Annotated in this window: 17 protein-coding genes; 13 read left to right on the top strand and 4 right to left on the bottom strand. The window is 66.2% G+C overall.

Annotation, left to right across the window (positions count from 1 at the left end):
• Positions 1-7 precede the first annotated feature (7 nt).
• Positions 8-301, bottom strand: coding sequence for a hypothetical protein (locus MG068_RS10500; protein ID WP_032127324.1), 294 nt, complete (start codon positions 299-301; stop codon positions 8-10).
• Positions 302-553: 252 nt separating this feature from the next.
• Between MG068_RS10500 and MG068_RS10495 the strand changes: the two genes are divergently transcribed.
• The 3 genes from MG068_RS10495 to MG068_RS10485 are packed head-to-tail and all read left to right on the top strand — an operon-like array spanning position 554 to position 5,644.
• Complete coding sequence (locus MG068_RS10495) at positions 554-2,791, top strand: ATP-binding protein (protein WP_132810101.1); 2,238 nt, start codon at positions 554-556, stop codon at positions 2,789-2,791.
• Positions 2,788-3,255 (top strand): response regulator, encoded by a 468-nt coding sequence (locus MG068_RS10490; RefSeq protein WP_049399316.1) that lies wholly within the window; start codon positions 2,788-2,790, stop codon positions 3,253-3,255. The genes MG068_RS10495 and MG068_RS10490 overlap by 4 nt, the downstream gene beginning before the upstream one ends.
• Positions 3,248-5,644 (top strand): response regulator, encoded by a 2,397-nt coding sequence (locus MG068_RS10485; RefSeq protein WP_132810100.1) that lies wholly within the window; start codon positions 3,248-3,250, stop codon positions 5,642-5,644. The genes MG068_RS10490 and MG068_RS10485 overlap by 8 nt, the downstream gene beginning before the upstream one ends.
• 2 nt (positions 5,645-5,646) lie before the next feature.
• Here MG068_RS10485 and MG068_RS10480 read toward each other — a convergent pair whose 3' ends face one another.
• The 3 genes from MG068_RS10480 to MG068_RS10470 are packed head-to-tail and all read right to left on the bottom strand — an operon-like array spanning position 5,647 to position 7,647.
• Positions 5,647-6,339: a Rossmann-fold NAD(P)-binding domain-containing protein gene (locus tag MG068_RS10480; protein WP_132811132.1), complete on the bottom strand. Its 693-nt coding sequence runs from the start codon at positions 6,337-6,339 to the stop codon at positions 5,647-5,649.
• Positions 6,340-6,352: 13 nt separating this feature from the next.
• Entirely contained in the window at positions 6,353-7,027 is a 675-nt protein-coding gene (locus MG068_RS10475) for a ChrR family anti-sigma-E factor (protein WP_049399319.1), read from the bottom strand.
• Positions 7,024-7,647, bottom strand: coding sequence for a sigma-70 family RNA polymerase sigma factor (locus tag MG068_RS10470; RefSeq protein WP_132810099.1), 624 nt, complete (start codon positions 7,645-7,647; stop codon positions 7,024-7,026). Before MG068_RS10470 ends, MG068_RS10475 begins: the two co-directional genes overlap by 4 nt.
• Positions 7,648-7,782: 135 nt before the next feature.
• On the opposite strand from MG068_RS10470, the gene MG068_RS10465 reads away from it, so the two are divergent.
• The 10 genes from MG068_RS10465 (at position 7,783) to MG068_RS10420 (ending at position 16,485) form a co-directional block, all read left to right on the top strand.
• A complete protein-coding gene (locus tag MG068_RS10465; protein WP_132810098.1) occupies positions 7,783-8,550 on the top strand; it encodes a hypothetical protein in 768 nt (255 codons plus the stop codon).
• 81 nt (positions 8,551-8,631) lie between these two features.
• Positions 8,632-9,582 carry an acyl-CoA desaturase gene (locus MG068_RS10460; protein ID WP_132810097.1) on the top strand — a complete coding sequence of 317 codons (951 nt, stop codon included), beginning with the start codon at positions 8,632-8,634 and terminating at the stop codon, positions 9,580-9,582.
• 1 nt (position 9,583) lies between these two features.
• On the top strand, positions 9,584-10,861 hold the full coding sequence (locus tag MG068_RS10455) for an NAD(P)/FAD-dependent oxidoreductase (protein ID WP_132810096.1): 1,278 nt from the start codon (positions 9,584-9,586) through the stop codon (positions 10,859-10,861).
• Entirely contained in the window at positions 10,858-11,625 is a 768-nt protein-coding gene (locus tag MG068_RS10450; RefSeq protein ID WP_132810095.1) for a DUF1365 domain-containing protein, read from the top strand. The genes MG068_RS10455 and MG068_RS10450 overlap by 4 nt, the downstream gene beginning before the upstream one ends.
• Positions 11,622-12,881, top strand: coding sequence for an SAM-dependent methyltransferase (locus tag MG068_RS10445; RefSeq protein WP_071227409.1), 1,260 nt, complete (start codon positions 11,622-11,624; stop codon positions 12,879-12,881). Before MG068_RS10450 ends, MG068_RS10445 begins: the two co-directional genes overlap by 4 nt.
• A gap of 1 nt (position 12,882) precedes the next feature.
• On the top strand, positions 12,883-13,428 hold the full coding sequence (locus tag MG068_RS10440) for a DUF2878 domain-containing protein (RefSeq protein ID WP_132810094.1): 546 nt from the start codon (positions 12,883-12,885) through the stop codon (positions 13,426-13,428).
• Positions 13,425-14,210 (top strand): DUF1295 domain-containing protein, encoded by a 786-nt coding sequence (locus MG068_RS10435; protein ID WP_132810093.1) that lies wholly within the window; start codon positions 13,425-13,427, stop codon positions 14,208-14,210. The genes MG068_RS10440 and MG068_RS10435 overlap by 4 nt, the downstream gene beginning before the upstream one ends.
• Positions 14,207-15,280, top strand: coding sequence for an SAM-dependent methyltransferase (locus tag MG068_RS10430; protein WP_132810092.1), 1,074 nt, complete (start codon positions 14,207-14,209; stop codon positions 15,278-15,280). The genes MG068_RS10435 and MG068_RS10430 overlap by 4 nt, the downstream gene beginning before the upstream one ends.
• A gap of 8 nt (positions 15,281-15,288) precedes the next feature.
• Entirely contained in the window at positions 15,289-15,822 is a 534-nt protein-coding gene (locus MG068_RS10425) for a lipocalin family protein (RefSeq protein WP_132810091.1), read from the top strand.
• A gap of 135 nt (positions 15,823-15,957) precedes the next feature.
• The gene (locus tag MG068_RS10420; RefSeq protein ID WP_032127338.1) at positions 15,958-16,485 is read left to right on the top strand and encodes a GNAT family N-acetyltransferase; all 528 of its coding nucleotides are present in this window, start codon (positions 15,958-15,960) and stop codon (positions 16,483-16,485) included.
• Positions 16,486-16,525 lie beyond the last annotated feature (40 nt).

Raw genomic sequence — 16,525 nt, 5'->3', positions numbered from 1 at the left:
AGTGCTCTCAGGCCTGTGCGACGCGCTGCGGCTGCCATGCACGCAGCAACGCCGGCTTGAACGCCTGCTGGCCACAACCTGTGGGGCATCGCACCACGCGCGCGGCGGTGTGGCTGACCAGCCCTTGCCCTTCCTCCGCCTTGAACACCGTTTCGCAGCACAGACAGCGCGCAACCAGCGAGTACAGGTGGAGCAGGCGCCCACTGGCCGGATCCTGCAGGGCATCCACATCCAGCAGCTCAAACTGGCAGCTGTCGGCAAGCATGCGGTATGGCGTTGAAGGCAAGGTCTGCAGGTTCACGGGGCGTGGTCACTCAGGAATGTGCGTTCACCTTAGGCAAGTCGGTGTCGAGTGCGCGTGCAGCGCACATGTACCTTTCGCGAAACATGCAAGTGCTGTTGGAATGTCCAGATGAAGAATTCAGGTTTGAATGAAACGTTCTTCACACGCACGTACCGGTATGCGAATGCACGATTTTGCGTCACCATCCGTGCATGCCGGATGCAACGCTGGGCCATTCCAGCCATCCACGAATCATGAGTCCCGCCTTTGATGCCTTCTGCCGAGTCCACGCACGACACTGCCTTGTCCAGTTGCGCGCGCGAACCGATCCACACCCCCGGCGCGATCCAGCCCTACGGCGTGCTTCTGGTCGTTGAACCGCAGTCCCTGCGGGTGCGCGAGCGCGCCGTCAGTCATCCCGGCCTGCTGCAGCAGTTCGGCGAACCGTTGATGCAGCATGTCAGCGAGGTACTGGGCGGCGTGCTGGCGCCCTTCCAGGCGCTGTTCCAGCAGGCCACGGTGGGCAGCAGCGCGCATGTCGGCGCCGTGCACCTGGATGGCCACGGCCGCCATCAATTGTTGGTGCATCGCTCCGCCACCGATCTGCTGATCGAGCTGGAGGCGCCGGTTCCCGGCCAGCCTGGTTCGCTGGAAGAATTGTATCCGTCGATCCGCGAACTGATGACCGGCATCGAATCGGCTACCACCGTGGAAGATCTGTGCCAGCTGGCGGCCGCGCACATGCGCCGGCTGACCGGCTTCGATCGCACCCTGGTCTACCAGTTCGATCCCGGCTGGAACGGCATCGTGGTCGCCGAAGATGGCAACGGCCTGTTGCCGTCCTACCTGGACCTGCGCTTCCCCGAGTCGGACATTCCTGCGCAGGCCCGCGAGCTGTACCGCCGCAATCGGGTGCGCCTGATCGCGGACAACAGCTATACCCCTACCCCGCTGATGCGGGCCGAGGACCATCGCGACGCGCCGGCTACCGACCTGAGCCTGGCCGTGCTGCGCAGCGTTTCGCCCGTGCACCTGCAGTACATGCGCAACATGGGCACCGGCGCATCGATGTCGGTGTCGCTGGTGCACGAGGGCCAACTGTGGGGCCTGGTGTCCTGCCACACGGTGCAGCCACGCCGCCTGCCCTACCACGTGCGCACTGCCTGCGAGTTCATGGGCCAGATCCTGTCACTGCAGATCGCCCTGAAGGAGCGTGCACGCGCCATCGAAGAGCGCGTGGCGCGCCGCTCGGTGCTGGTCAAGCTGCTGGCACGCATGGCCGGCGACGAGGATTTCATGGCTGCGCTGCGCCACGATGAAGCCAGCCTGCTGTCGCTGACCGGCGCTGCCGGTGCGGCCATCGTGCACAGGGGCGACTGCATGCGCGTGGGTGAGTGCCCACCCGCCAGCGACGTGCTGGCCCTGGCTGATTGGCTGGCTACCCAGAAGACCGGGCAGGAAACGTACTGCAGTGACCATCTGGCAGCCAACTGGGCGCCCGGCGCGCGCCTGTCCGACGTGGCCAGCGGCGTACTGGCGGTGTCCATTTCGCAGCTGCACGACAGCTATCTGATGTGGTTCCGCCCGGAAGTGGTGCGCACCGTGCGTTGGGGTGGCGACCCACGCAAAGCGGCGGCGCCCGGCGTGGCACTGTCCCCGCGCAGTTCATTCGAAGCCTGGAAAGAGACCGTACGGCAACGCAGCCTGCCGTGGACCGACGCCGACTGCGATGCCGCACACGAAATGCGCACCGCCATCGTCGATATCGTGCTGCGCAAGGCCGAGGAAATGGCCGAGCTCAACGAGCAGCTGGTCCGCAGCAACAAGGAACTCGAAGCGTTTTCCTATTCGGTCAGCCACGACCTGCGCGCGCCGTTCCGCCACATCGTCGGTTATTCGGAGCTGCTGGGCAGCTCGGCCGGCGAACGCCTCAACGATACCGAGCGCCGCTTCCTGGATACGATCGTGGAGTCGGCCAAATCCGCTGGGACACTGGTGGACGATCTGCTGAGCTTCTCGCAGATGGGCCGTTCCACGCTCGGCCGGGTACGGCTGGATATGGCGGCACTGGCCGAAGATGTGCACCGGAGCCTGGCTTTGGACTACGCCGGACGCGATGTGCAATGGACGCTGGCGCCGCTGCCGGAGGTGGAGGCCGATCCCACGATGTTGCGTCTGGTCTGGCAGAACCTGCTGGCCAACGCGATCAAGTTCACCCGCGAGCGCGAGCAGGCCGTTATCGAGGTCGGTCACGAGCGCAACGTCGACGAAGACCACTTTTTCGTGCGTGACAACGGCTGCGGCTTCGACATGCGCTACGTGGACAAGCTGTTCGGTGTGTTCCAGCGCCTGCATCACGTCGAAGAATTCGAAGGCACCGGCATCGGCCTGGCCAATGTACGCCGCATCATCGGCCGCCATGGCGGCCGTACCTGGGCCGAGGGCGAGCCCGGCAAGGGCGCCACGATTCATTTCACCCTACCCCGTTCCACAGGAGATCACCCATGAGGGACCTGCGGCCGATCCTCCTGGTGGAGGACAGCCCCAAGGATGCCGAGCTGACGCTGGCCGCGTTGTCGCGCTGCCAGCTGCTGAACGATGTCATCCATGTACGCGATGGCGCCGAGGCGCTGGATTACCTGCGCTGCGAAGGCAAGTTCGCCGGCGCCATGCACGGCGGCCCGGTGGTGGTGCTGCTGGACCTGAAGCTGCCCAAGGTGAACGGTCTGGAAGTGTTGGAACAGGTGCGTGGTGACCCACAGCTGAGCAGCACCCCGGTGGTGATGCTGACCTCGTCGCGCGAAGAACAGGATCTCGTGCGCAGTTACGAACTGGGCGTGAACGCATTCGTGGTCAAGCCAGTGGACTTCAAGGAGTTCTTCGACGCTATCCAGGGGCTGGGCATGTTCTGGGGCATCACCAACCAGCCCCCGCCGTATCGGCCCAACGGCTCGGGGCAGCACAATGCGTGATGGATCGCGCCGCAGCGAGCGCCTGCGCATCCTCATGCTGGAGGACAGCGCGCTTGATGCGGAGCTGATCAGCGCACAGCTGCAGCGTGCCGGCCTCGATTTCGAGGCCGAGCGCCTGTGGACCCGCAATGCCTTCATCGAGGCAATTGAGAATCGCGCCTTCGATGTGATCCTGGCCGATCATGTGCTGCCCGGATTCGACGGCGATGCGGCCCTTGCACTGGCACGCGAGCGGATTCCGCAGACCCCTTTCATCTTCGTTTCCGGCACGCTTACCGAGGAGTTGGCCGTGCAGGCCCTGACCCGCGGCGCGCGCGACTACGTGGTCAAGCAGCGCCTGCAGCGCCTGCCGGATGCGATCCGTCGTGCGCGGCAGGAGGCCCATGAACGCACCCAGCTTGTGCAGGCGCAGGCCGCACTGAACGACAGCCAGGCGCAGTTGCAGCAGGTAACCGATGCCGTCCCTGCGCTGATCGCCCAGCTCGACGCGGCGCATCGCTACCGCTTCGCGAACAAGGCGTTCCTGGACTGGCACGGCGTCAGCCTGGCCGAACTGCTGGGTCGCGCGGCACGGGATGTCACCGGCATTTCCGCCTTCGAGCACGCCCTGCCCAGCCTGGAGCGGGTACTGCAGGGCGAGCGCACCAGCTTCCAGGTCGAACTGGTCCACCGCAGCGGCGAATCCCGATTCGTGCAGATGGACTGCGTACCGGAACATGCGGCCGATGGCAGCGTGGTCGGCTACATCTGCATGGGCAGCGATGTTTCACTGTTGAAGCAGGCCGAACTGGCGCTGCGCGAGGACAACCAGGTTCTCGAGCGACAGGTGCAGGCACGCACCGCCGAGTTGCGGGCCAGCAAGCGGCGCCTGCAGGCGATCTTCGAATCCAGCTTCCAGCATCAGGTGCTGTTGGATCTGTCCGGACGCGTGGTTGATGCCAATGACGCGTCACTGGCCGCGGTGCTTGCGGACAAGAAGGACACTGTTGGCGCGCGCTTCGGCGAATCGCTCTGGTTTGCCACAACCGATGGCATCAGTGCGCTGATCGAACAGGCCGTCGCTGCAGCCGTACAGGGCCGCAGTTCGCTGCATGCACTGGAACTGGAACTCCCGACCGGGCGGCGCAGCTTCGACTTCTCGTTCCGCCCGCTGCTGGATACCGAAGGCGTGGTCACCGCCGTGGTCTCCGAGGCAGTGGAAACCACCGCGCGGCTGCAGGCAGAACACGCACTGCGCCAGTCGCAGAAGATCGAGGCGGTCGGCCAGCTCACCGGCGGCATCGCCCATGATTTCAACAACATCCTGACGGTCATCTCCGGCAATGTCGAGCACGCCATGCTGCTCAACGAACGCGCCGGAGAATCCGGGGCAATGGTCAGCCGTGCACTGGACAATGCACTGAAAGGCGTCGGCCGTGCCGCCAGCCTGACCCAGCGCCTGCTGGCATTTGCCCGTCGCCAGCCGCTGCACAGCCAGGCCGCCAACCTCAACGAACGCCTGCTGGACATGCACGACATGCTGCAGCGTGCACTGGGTGAGCTGGTGCAGCTGGAGATCCGCAATGCCGAGGACATCTGGTGCGTGGAGATCGACATCAGCCAGCTGGAGGCCTCCGTACTGAACCTGGCGGTCAATGCCCGCGATGCGATGCCGCATGGCGGCCGGCTGGTGATCGAAGTCGACAACAGCCATCTCGACCACGACTACGCCGCCCTGTTTCCCGATGCAGCGCCTGGCGAGTACGTGATGCTGCGGGTTCGCGACAATGGCCACGGCATGGACGCGGCGACCCTGGCGCGCGTGTTCGAGCCGTTCTTCACCACCAAGCAGGTTGGCCGCGGCACCGGGCTTGGCCTGTCCATGGTGCATGGCTTCGTCAAGCAGTCCGGTGGCCACGTGCTGATCGACTCGGTGGAAGGCGGCGGCACCAGCATCACCATGATGTTCCCGCGCTCTCCGCTGGCTCTGCCCTGCGAAGCACGCACCCCACAGACCGGCCTGGCGGGTTACTCACCGCGCGAGGAAACCATTCTGGTCGCCGAGGACAATGACGATGTCCGCGCCCACACGGTGGATGCGCTGCGGCTGCTCGGTTACCGCGTGCTGGAAGCCCACGACGGCCCCTCCGCGCTGCGGCTGCTGGAGCGCCCCGACACCAAGGTGGATCTGTTGTTCTCGGACGTGGTGATGCCCGGCATGTCGGGGTGGGAACTGGTGCACGAAGTCCGTGAACGCTGGCCGGAAGTCGCCGTCCTGTTCACGTCGGGCTATCCACGTGACCACGACCAGGTGGGCAGCCAGGGACGCGCGGTTTCATTGCTGCCAAAGCCGTTTACCCGCAGTGATCTTGCAGCGGCGGTACGCACCGCGCTGGGGACGACGCACTGAGGTCAGGACGCCGGATCACGCATGCCAGGGGCGATCCGGTTGATGTCCGCGCACTCCACCGTGGCCGGCGGGTGCTCCCTGCCGGCCAACGCAATCATCGCCTGGCCCAGGGCCAGGTTGCTGGTCACCAGCGACGGCGCAATCGCGCCGGCCAGCTTCATCAACGGTGCGCCACCCCAGTACAAGGGCTTCAACAGGGCATGACGGGTGCCGGTTCCCGCGACCGGCCTGACGCCACCCGGGCGCAGCATCACCGAGCGCATCGGCAGGGCCTGCAAAGCAACTTCGGTCTCGCCCTTGACCCTCAGCGGCATCAGCCGGCTCTGAGGGTCCGCACCCGCACCGGATACATACAGAAAGCATCCCTCGGGATTCGCGGCCACCCAGGCACGGGCTACCGCCAGTGTGGTGTCCACGGTAACGCGTCGGTACTCGGCCTCGGCGGTGCCGACCAGTGGCGCTCCGGCGCAGTAGAGGCATGCATCGAACCCGGCAAGCTCCTCCACCCGCTCCTGGATACGCAGAAAGTCCGGGACAATCAGTTCGCTGCCGGTGCCGCTCAGACTGCCTGGGTGACGAACCAGCGCGGTCAGGCGGGAGACCTGCGGTGAGCGCTGGCAGGCCAGCACCACACCCTGCCCGACCAGGCCTGCGGCACCGGTCAACAGAATCCGTAGTGCACCTGTCCCGACCATCATCGCACCCGCCTCACAGTTTCACGAAACGCTGGATCTTCCGCGCCAGCCAACCGCTGAACACCAACGGCGCATCCAACGCAGACACGCAGATGCACGGCACACCCGGCGCGGTCACCGGCTGGTGCTCCACCTCCTCGTCCAGATCCGCCACGTCACCCGGCGCGAACAGCCCCAGCGCGTCGTTGTAGGAACCGCGCAGGATCTGAGTCAGCTCGCTGCGGCCATGGCTGTGCATGGGCAGGCACTTGCCGGGGGCGATCTTCAGCATGATCAGCGAGGGCATCTGCTCGGCCCGGATGCAGTGCACCCCCGGCGCCATCCAACGCCAGCGCAGGTCACCCAGCGAGGTGCCAAAGTAGGGATGCAGTGATACCGGCAGATGATCGGGATCGGCCTCGGGCCGCTCCTTCGGCATAGGGCGCAGGGATTCCGCCATGGCCATCGGCGTTTCCGTGGCCAGCTGCATCAGCATGGCCTCGCGCAACTGTTCACGCCTCGTGTCGGTTGCAGGCGGCTGGGTCTGCTCCAGCAGCACCGAACCGATCGCCTCAGCATCGCGCAGGCGCTGACGGCAATGCGGGCACTGCTCCAGATGAGCACCGGCCACGATGCTCAACGGCGCCGGCAGCGCACCCGCGGCATAGCTCATCAGCGTGGATTCGTGCAGGTGGTGGTGCGGATTCACAGCACACCTCCCACTTTCGCCTGCAGTTGCAGAAAGGCACGGCGCAGGTGCGATTTGACCGTCCCCAGCGGCATGCCCAACGCTTCGGCGATCTCGCTGTGGCTCTTGGCCTCGAAATGGGACATCCGCACCAGCCGCGCCTGCACCGCAGGCAGCTCGTTGATGCGCTGGCGCAGACGCGCCTGGTCGGCGAACTGTTCGGCGCTGCTGCGCTCGATCACATCCAGCGTCGCCGCGTCCTCCACCGCCGCCTGCACCTGCATCCAGCTGCGCTCACGGCGCACTCGATCGATATGCAGGTTGCGGGCGATGCGATACAACCACGTACTCAGCGCACCCTGCGCCGGATCGAAATCGGCGGCCCGCAGCCATAGGCGCAACAGGCATTCCTGCGCCAGCTCCTCGGCTACGGCATCGGGTGCGCCCAGCCCGCGCAGGTACACGCACAACCGCGGCATGAAGTAGTCGTAGATCCGCATGAAACAGTCGCGGTCGCGCAGCCGCGCTACGCCGTCCATGTCACCGGTCCAGTTCGTCGGCTCGCTGCTCGGCTGCTGGGAACTGGACACGGTGCGTGCGGTATCGAAGTTGAGGAGTGTGCTGGCGGCGTCAGGGTACATCTGAGTTCGCGGCGGGCAGGTGAAGGTCTGTCCTCTGTACGCGCAGGGGCAGCCATTGGATGCAGTCGGCACTGCGCATCCAACCGGGCGTCCCCGCCGTATGACCTGAGAGATCTCCGCTTCCGGATGAACACCATGCGCACTGCCTGGCTGCTGTTGTGCCTGCCCCATGCCGCGCTGGCGGCACCCTGGATGCGAAATGAGGGTGTAGCCACCTCCGCGCAGGGCGACATCCTCTACCGTGAAGTGCACTGGCGGCGCGAGGCAACGGAGGGCGCCGAGCGATGGGTGTTGTACCAATGCCCGGACGGCCAGCCCTTCGCCCGCAAGCATCTGCCCGCCAGCGTCCGCCCGCAGGCACGGGGCTATTCGCTGCAGGACCGCCGCAGTGGCCAGACCGCAGAGGTGGCGGCCGCCAGCGATTCGGTGTCGATCAGCTGGAAAGAGGACTCGGGCACTGAGCCGCGCCAGCGCCGGCTTGAACTTCCGCCGGACGCGGTGATCGATGCGGGGTTCGACGCCGCGGTGCGCCTGCACTGGCCGGCGCTGCTGCGGGGCGAGCGCATCACGCTGCCATTCCTGGTGCCCGCGCGCCAGCGCTACTTCCCGGTGCAGGTGCGGCGTACCGGCCCCGTCCGCTGGCAGGGCATCGACGCCCAGGCCATCGAGGTCAGCCTGGACACCTGGTACGGCGGCATCGCGCCGCGCCTGGCCCTGGTCTACGCCACTGCCGACCGCCGCCTGCTGGAGTTCCGCGGCACCAGCAATCTGCGCGATGCGCGCGGCAGCTACCCACAGGTGACGGTGCGCTTCCGCTCGCGACCGGCCGAGCATCCGGCCAGCGACTGGCAACAGGCGTGGACACGCCCCTTGGTCGAGCGCTGCATCGTGACGCCCAGGTGAAGTCGAAATTCAATGCGCCGTGGCGCATCCAATGCGCATCCTGCTGCGTACAGGAGGTCACGACACCCGCCGAGATCCGCCATGGCCTCTGTAGCGCCCCTCCCCCGTCGACGCTGGCGCCTGCTGCGCACGCTGCAGCGCTGGTTCGATACCGGCAACGCCGCAGAAAGCAGCGGCGAACGGCCGGGCCGCATCGACTGGGTGCGCGCCGTGCCGTTCGCGCTGATGCACCTGGCCTGCATCGCCGTGCTCTGGGTGGGTATCTCGTGGACGGCGGTGATCGTCGCCGCAGCGCTCTATGCGGTGCGCATGTTCGCCATCACCGCGTTCTACCACCGCTACTTCTCGCACCGCACCTTCCAGGCATCGCGGCCGGTGCAGTTCGTGTTCGCGGTGATCGGCGCCTCCAGCGTGCAGCGCGGGCCACTGTGGTGGGCCGCCCACCATCGCCACCATCACCGTCACGCCGACCAGCCGCTGGACCCGCATTCCCCGCGCGAAGGTGGTTTCTGGCGCAGCCACATGGGCTGGTTCCTGACCCGCGAGGCGTTTGCCACCGACCTGTCGCGGGTACCGGACCTGGCACGCTTCTCCGAACTGCGCTGGCTGGACCGCTTCGATACGGCCGTGCCGGTACTGCTGGCCGCAGCGCTGTATGCACTGGGCGCCGGGCTGGAGCGCTGGGCACCGGGCCTGAACACCTCCGGCCCGCAGCTGCTGGTATGGGGCTTCTTCATCTCCACCATCGTGCTGTTCCACGCCACGGTCACCATCAACTCTCTGGCGCACCGCTTCGGCCGCCGCCGCTTCGAGACACGCGATGACAGCCGCAACAACCTCTGGCTGGCGCTGCTCACCTTCGGCGAAGGCTGGCACAACAACCACCACTTCTTCCCCGGCACTGTCCGCCAGGGCTTCCGCTGGTGGGAAGTGGATTTGACCTGGTACGGACTGCGCGCGATGGCGGCCCTGGGCCTGGTCAAAGGTCTCAAGCCCATCCCCGAGTGGGTCCTGGCCAAGGCGAGGTACTGACATGCGCATCGCCGTCATCGGCTCGGGTATCGCGGGGCTGGCCAGTGCCTGGTGGCTCGAGGGCCAGCACGACGTCACGCTGTTCGAGGCCAACGACTACCTCGGTGGCCATACCCACACGCACGACGTCCAGGTGGATGGCACACGCATGGCGGTGGATACCGGGTTCATCGTGTTCAATCCCCAGCACTATCCGCTGCTGACCGCGCTCTTCGACGAGCTGGGTGTGGCTTCGCAGCCGACCACGATGAGCTTCTCGATGCACAGCGAGCGCAGCGGCGTGGAGTACAACGCCACCTCGCTGGATGGCCTGTTCTGCCAGCGCCGCAACCTGGTGTCACCTCGATTCTGGGGCATGCTGGCCGACCTGCGCCGGTTCTATCGGGATGCGCCGTTGCTGCTGGCCGAGGAAGACGGCCCCACGCTCGGCGAGTACCTGCGCAGCCAGCGCTATGGCGATGCCTTCATCGACGAGCACCTGCTGCCGATGGCCTCCGCGCTGTGGTCGTCCCCGACGGCCACGGTGATGGACTTCCCGGCGCGCTATCTGGCCCAGTTCATGGCCAACCACCAGATGCTGCAGATGAGCGGGCGCGCGCCGTGGCGGGTGGTGAGCGGCGGATCGGCGCGCTATGTCGATGCCTTGCGCGCCCGCTGGCGGGTGCATGAGCGGCTGGAGTGCCCGGTGCAGTCGGTCGAGCGCATGCCCTGGGGCGCGCGCGTGCACAGCGCGGCCGGCGTGGAAGGCTTCGATGAGGTCATCCTGGCCTGCCACAGCGACCAGGCCCTGGCGCTGCTACGCGACGCCGACCCCATCGAGCGCGGCGTGCTCGGCGCCATCCGCTATCAAACCAATGAAGCGGTGCTGCACACCGATGCGTCATTGCTGCCGCGCAACCGCAAGGCATGGGCGGCATGGAACGCGCACGTGCCAGAGGATCGCGCCGCGCCCTGCACGGTCAGCTACTGCATGAACCTGCTGCAGGGCCTGCCCGGCAGCACGCCTCTGGTGGTTACCCTCAACCGCAGCGAGGCAATCGATCCGGCCAAAGTACTGCGTACGCTGCGCTATGCCCACCCGGTGCACGACCACGCCGCGGTGCGGGCACAGCAGCGCTGGGCGGAACTGCAGGGCCGTCGCCATACGTGGTTCGCAGGCGCCTATTGGGGCTGGGGCTTCCATGAGGATGGCATCCGCAGCGCCCGCTGCGTGGTCGATGCCCTGCAGGCCTGCGCTCCACATCGGCTGGCATCCGCCGCGGATGAGGTGGCGGCATGAGTGCCAGCGCGCTCTACATCGGGCAGGTGATGCATCGCCGGCATCATCCGCACCCGCATGCCTTCCGTTACCCCATCGCCCAGCTGCTGCTCGATCTGGACGAACTCGATACGGTGTTCGACGGGCGCTGGTTGTGGTCGGTCAATCGCCGCAACCTGGCCGAGTTCCGCCGCAGCGACTACTTCGGCGATCCCGCACGGCCCCTGGCCGATGCCATCCGCGATCACGCTGCCCACACGCTTGGCTACCGGCCGACCGGCCCGGTGCGCCTGCTCACCCATCTTCGCTTTGCCGGGCACGTGTTCAACCCGGTCAGTTTCTACTACTGCTACCAGGCAGACGGCAGCACGCTGGACTGCATTGTCGCCGAGATCACCAACACGCCCTGGAAGGAACGGCACGCCTATGTGCTGCCGGTCGCCACCGCCACGCACGAAGGCAGCTCACTGCGTTGGCAGTTCGACAAGTGCTTCCATGTCTCGCCGTTCATGCCGATGGACTGCGGCTACGACTGGCGATTCAACCGCCCCGACCAGGACCTGCGCGTGCACATGCAGGTCTGGCGGGACGGCGTGCGCCAGTTTGATGCCACCCAGGCCATGCAGCGGCGTGCCTTGGATGGCCGCGGGCTGGCCCGGGTCCTGGCCTGCTATCCCCTGATGACCACCCAGGTGGTGGCCGCCATTCACTGGCACGCACTGCGGCTGTGGTTGAAACGCAACCCGGTGTACGACCACCCCACTCTTGCCGAGAAACCGCGATGAACTCGATGACTCCCTGGGTTGCCCTGCCGCGCCCCGGCGCCTTGGACGCGTTCCTGCGCCGCCGCCTGCTGGCCCAGCTGGCCCCGATGCGCGACGGTCGGCTGTGCGTGCGCGATGCACTCGGCGAAGTCTGGCTGGGCGATGCCCGTGATGAACTGCATGTCACCGTCACCATCGATGACCCGGCGTTCTATCGGAAGGTTGCTGCGCAAGGCAGCGTGGGCGCAGGTGAAAGCTACATCCAGGGCGAGTGGCACTGCGATGATCTGGTGGCACTGATCCGGCTGCTGGTGCGCAATCGCGATCTGCTCGACGGCATGGAGCGTGGCCCGGCCCGCTTGGGTGGGGGGATGCTGCGGGCCTGGAACCGCCTGCGCCGCAACAGCCGCGAAGGCAGTCGCCGCAATATCGCCGCGCACTATGACCTGGGCAACGACTTCTTTGCCCTGTTCCTGTCGCCGGACCTGATGTACTCGTCGGCGATGTTCGCCAGCGAATCCGAGCCATTGGAATCCGCCTCGCGGCGCAAGCTGGACCGCATCTGCCAGCAGCTGCACCTCAAGCCAGGCGACCGCGTGGTGGAGATCGGCACCGGCTGGGGCGGTTTCGCGGTACACGCCGCCCAGCACTATGGCTGCCATGTGACCACCACCACCATCTCCGCGGAACAGCATGCGCTGGCCGCCCAACGCGTAGAGGCGGCGGGCCTGCAGGATCAGATCACGCTGCTGATGCAGGACTACCGCGACCTGCAGGGCCAGTTCGACAAGCTGGTATCGATCGAAATGATCGAAGCGATCGGCGCCGAGTACCTGGACACCTACATGGCTACACTGCAACGCCTGCTCAAGCCGGATGGCGTTGCCCTGCTGCAGGCCATCACCATCGAGGACCATCGCTACGAACAGGCCCGGCGCAGCGTCGACTACATCAAGCGCTATGTATTTCCGGGCAGCTTCATCCCATCGATCAACGCGATCATGGCCGCCAAGACCCGATCCAGCGACCTGCAGCTGATCGCCCAGCAGGATTTCGGCCACTCCTACGCACTGACCCTGCGCGCCTGGCGCCAACGTTTCCTGGCCCAGCTGCCTGCGGTGCAGGCGCAGGGTTTTGATGCACGCTTCTGCCGGCTGTGGGAATTCTATCTGGCCTATTGCGAGGGCGGCTTCCTGGAACGTTCGATCGGCGTCTCGCATCTGCTGCTGGCCCGTCCGGACCACCGGCCCGTCCTCGCTGCGGGCGACAGCCGCTGACATGCGCCGGTTCTGGACCAATCTGCTTGGCAACCAGCTGGTCTGGCTGTGTGCCGTGGCCGGCGCAGGGCGAGGCTGGCAGTGGCCGGCGCTGCTGGCCGCAACGATCTATATCGGCAGCCAGCTGCTGACTTCACCGCACCCTCGACTGGACCTTCGGCTGATGCTGCTGGCGCTGGCCTGCGCGTGGCTGGTCGACGCCAGTGCCGCCGCCAGCGGCGCCGTGCGCTACGCTGCTGCCCCGCCGGGCTGGACTCCGCCCCTTTGGATCATGGCGTTGTGGGCCGCGTTTGCGATGACGCTGACCACGTCGATGCGCTTCCTGCTGCGCCACCCTGCCCTGCCAGCCCTGTTCGGCCTGTTGCTGGCCCCGCTGGCGTATCTCTCCGCAGCGCGCGGTTTCGAGGCGGTCCGTTTCACTGCGCCGCTGTGGCAGGGCCTGCTGGTGCTGGGTGTGGGCTGGAGCATCGCGCTTTCGCTGCTGTGCATGGCCGCTCGTCGCGGCTCCCGCACCCTCCCGCCGCCCTTGGCAGGAGCACCGTCATGATCAATCTGTTGTGGGTCCTGCTGTATGCCGTACTTGTGATGAGCTGGGGTTGGGCCTGGCAGCGCCGCCACGACAACATCGGCGTGGTCGATGTGCTCTGGGCCAAGGGCGTGGGCGCATCAGCCCTGTTGCTGGCGTGGCTCGGCGATGGTGCGGCGGCGCCACGGATGGCGCTCGGCGTGCTCGGTGGCCTGTGGGGCAGTCGACTCGCCTTGCACCTGTGGCACCGGGTCCGCCACGAACAGGAAGACGGCCGCTACCGTTATCTGCGCGAGCACTGGCAAGGGCATCAAGGCAAGATCTTCGGCTTCTTCATGGCCCAGGCGCTGCTGGTCGTGCTGTTCGCCTTGCCCTTCGTCGCGGTGGCTGACAATCCGCAGACAAGCACGACGTTGTGGATCGTGGCCGCCGCACTCGTCTGGCTGCTGAGCGTCGGCGGCGAGAGCCTGGCCGACCATCAACTGGCCCGGTTCCGCGCGAATCCAGCGAACAAGGGCCGCACCTGCCGCGAGGGGCTCTGGCGTTACTCCCGCCACCCCAACTACTTCTTCGAGTGGCTGCACTGGTTCACTTATGTCCTGCTCGCGGTCGGCTCGCCACTGTGGTGGCTGGCCTGGGCCGGCCCGCTGCTGATGTACGTGTTCCTGCGCTATCTGAGCGGCATTCCATTCACCGAGAAACAGGCGCTGCGCAGCCGCGGCGACGACTATCGCGCCTACCAGCGCAGTACACCGATGTTCTTTCCCTGGTTTCCCCGTTCTTCCAAGGAGCATGCCGCATGAGCGCGATCCCGTCACTGAACCCAGCCGAAGATGCGGAAACCGGGTTGATCGCCTGGGCCGAACGTGGGCTGGTGCCCGATGCGGCGCTGCGTGCGGGCATCCGCCGCTTGTGCGCGCAACGCCTGCATGAGGAAAGCGAAGGCGGCATCGAAGGCCAATCGGCACGCTTCAGCCAGCGCATCGCCGAGCTGGCCGACAGCCCACTCGCGCTGCATACCGAAGCGGCCAACCGCCAGCACTACGAAGTTCCCGCGGCATTCTTCCAGGCCTGCCTGGGCAAGCGGCTGAAGTACAGCAGCTGCTACTACGCCACCGGGCGCGAAACGCTGGACCAGGCCGAGGACGCCATGCTGGAACTGTACGGCCAGCGCGCCGGACTGGCCGATGGCCAGCAGATACTTGAGCTGGGCTGCGGCTGGGGCTCATTGACCCTGTGGATGGCAGAACGTTACCCGCAGGCGCATATCACCGCCGTCTCCAACTCGCACAGCCAGCGCCAGTACATCATGGCGCAGTGCGAGGCGCGCGGCCTGGGCAACGTCGAGGTGATGACCCGCGACGTCAACCAGCTTGACCTGCCGACGGCCCGGTTCGACCGCTGTGTCTCGGTGGAGATGTTCGAGCACGTACGCAACTACCAGCGCCTGCTGGCAGGCATCGCACGGTGGCTGAAACCGGACGGTGCACTGTTCGTGCACATCTTCGCCCATCGCACACTGATGTATCCGTTCGAGACAGACGGCGGCGACAACTGGATGGGTCGCCACTTCTTTACCGGCGGACTGATGCCGGCGGCCGACACGCTGCTGCATTTCCAGCGCGACCTGCGCCTGGAGCAACGGTGGTTGCTGGACGGCACCCATTACCAGCGCACGGCCGACCACTGGCTGGCCAACCAGGATGCAGCCCGCGAGCGGGTGATGCCGGTGTTGATCGCCACCTATGGCCAGGCTGCAGCGAAGGTCTGGTGGCAGCGCTGGCGGATGTTCTGGATGGCATGCGCCGAGCTGTTCGGCTACGACGACGGCCAGCAGTGGCTGGTGGCCCACTATCTGTTCCGACCCCGCTGAGGTGCCCGATGCGCATGTTTCCGCTGCTCCCCCTGATCGCGGTGGGCCTGTTCGGGTCCGGCTGCAGCGCGAGTGACACCCGCCCCTTGCCGCGTCCATCCGCGGTGGACGTGCCGCGTTTCATGGGCGACTGGTACGTGATCGCGCATATCCCGTCGCGCCCTGAGCGCGAAGCCTTCGACGCCGTGGAGAGCTATGCCCTGCGCCCCGATGGACGCATCCAGACCACCTTCACGTACCGCAAAGGCAGCTTCGAAGCGCCACAGAAGTCCATGCACCCCATCGGCCGTGTCGAGAAGGAAGGCAACGGCGCGGTCTGGGGCATGCAGTTCATCTGGCCGATCCAGGCTGAGTACGTGATCGCCTGGCTCGATGAAAGCTACCGCCAGACCATCGTGGCACGAAGCAAGCGCGATTACGTCTGGTACATGGCCCGCACCCCGCAGGTGTCGGACAGTGACTACCAGCAGGCGGTCGAGCGGATTGCGGCCATGGGTTACGACACCCGCAAGCTGAGGCGGGTGCCGCAATCGGTGCGATGACGCGGCACCTTCTGCCCGGGTCGATCGTCCTGGAGCATCAGTCGATCATCAATCATTGCAACGTGGTGCACTCGCGACGCGCCCTGCAGATACGATGCTGGGCAGGCCAGCAAGGCCGGAACGGATACACGATCGATGAACAGCCCCGCGGACGATGCCATCACAACCTCCTGGAATGGATTCGAAGTCCGGCAGATCCTTCCGTGCGACCTCGACCTCATCTGCGCTCACCGAGAAGCGATGTTCCGTGAAAGCGGCCGGAGCGAAGAGATCCTTCAGCAGATGGCGGCCCCGTTCCGTACCTGGCTCGAACCGCGCCTGGTGTCAGGCGACTACTTCGGCCATGTCCTTTCCGACAATGGACAACCCATCGCAGGCATTGGCCTGATGCTGATCGACTGGCCGCCCCACCCCGCCCATCCAGAGCAGGACACGCGCGGCTACGTACTCAATGTCTACGTGGAGCCCGGCTATCGGCGTCGCGGCATCGCCCGCCAACTGATGAAACTGGCCGACCATGCATTCGCCGGACGAGCGGTGGCCTACGCGGTGCTGCACGCTACCACCCAAGGGAAACCACTGTATGCGGATCTCGGATGGGCTGCGACCAGCGAAATGGCCCGCGACCTGCGCAGCGCGAGCGAAGTACCCCGAAGCGCTTGATTGGGTACTGACGATCCACCTCATCAATCGGCGGCATTGA

The sequence above is a fragment of the Stenotrophomonas sp. ASS1 genome, assembly GCF_004346925.1.
In the GTDB taxonomy this organism is placed as follows: domain Bacteria; phylum Pseudomonadota; class Gammaproteobacteria; order Xanthomonadales; family Xanthomonadaceae; genus Stenotrophomonas; species Stenotrophomonas maltophilia_A.
This window is presented reverse-complemented; position numbering and strand designations above follow the sequence as displayed.

What these genes read in the sequence shown, in the direction of transcription:
- MG068_RS10495 (WP_132810101.1), top strand. Translation starts at nt 554, where the DNA reads ATGCCTTCTGCCGAGTCCACGCACGACACTGCCTTGTCCAGTTGCGCG.
- MG068_RS10490 (WP_049399316.1), top strand. Translation starts at nt 2,788, where the DNA reads ATGAGGGACCTGCGGCCGATCCTCCTGGTGGAGGACAGCCCCAAGGAT.
- MG068_RS10485 (WP_132810100.1), top strand. Translation starts at nt 3,248, where the DNA reads ATGCGTGATGGATCGCGCCGCAGCGAGCGCCTGCGCATCCTCATGCTG.
- MG068_RS10480 (WP_132811132.1), bottom strand. Translation starts at nt 6,339, where the DNA reads ATGGTCGGGACAGGTGCACTACGGATTCTGTTGACCGGTGCCGCAGGC.
- MG068_RS10470 (WP_132810099.1), bottom strand. Translation starts at nt 7,647, where the DNA reads ATGTACCCTGACGCCGCCAGCACACTCCTCAACTTCGATACCGCACGC.
- MG068_RS10465 (WP_132810098.1), top strand. Translation starts at nt 7,783, where the DNA reads ATGCGCACTGCCTGGCTGCTGTTGTGCCTGCCCCATGCCGCGCTGGCG.
- MG068_RS10460 (WP_132810097.1), top strand. Translation starts at nt 8,632, where the DNA reads ATGGCCTCTGTAGCGCCCCTCCCCCGTCGACGCTGGCGCCTGCTGCGC.
- MG068_RS10455 (WP_132810096.1), top strand. Translation starts at nt 9,584, where the DNA reads ATGCGCATCGCCGTCATCGGCTCGGGTATCGCGGGGCTGGCCAGTGCC.
- MG068_RS10450 (WP_132810095.1), top strand. Translation starts at nt 10,858, where the DNA reads ATGAGTGCCAGCGCGCTCTACATCGGGCAGGTGATGCATCGCCGGCAT.
- MG068_RS10445 (WP_071227409.1), top strand. Translation starts at nt 11,622, where the DNA reads ATGAACTCGATGACTCCCTGGGTTGCCCTGCCGCGCCCCGGCGCCTTG.
- MG068_RS10440 (WP_132810094.1), top strand. Translation starts at nt 12,883, where the DNA reads ATGCGCCGGTTCTGGACCAATCTGCTTGGCAACCAGCTGGTCTGGCTG.
- MG068_RS10435 (WP_132810093.1), top strand. Translation starts at nt 13,425, where the DNA reads ATGATCAATCTGTTGTGGGTCCTGCTGTATGCCGTACTTGTGATGAGC.
- MG068_RS10430 (WP_132810092.1), top strand. Translation starts at nt 14,207, where the DNA reads ATGAGCGCGATCCCGTCACTGAACCCAGCCGAAGATGCGGAAACCGGG.
- MG068_RS10425 (WP_132810091.1), top strand. Translation starts at nt 15,289, where the DNA reads ATGCGCATGTTTCCGCTGCTCCCCCTGATCGCGGTGGGCCTGTTCGGG.
- MG068_RS10420 (WP_032127338.1), top strand. Translation starts at nt 15,958, where the DNA reads ATGAACAGCCCCGCGGACGATGCCATCACAACCTCCTGGAATGGATTC.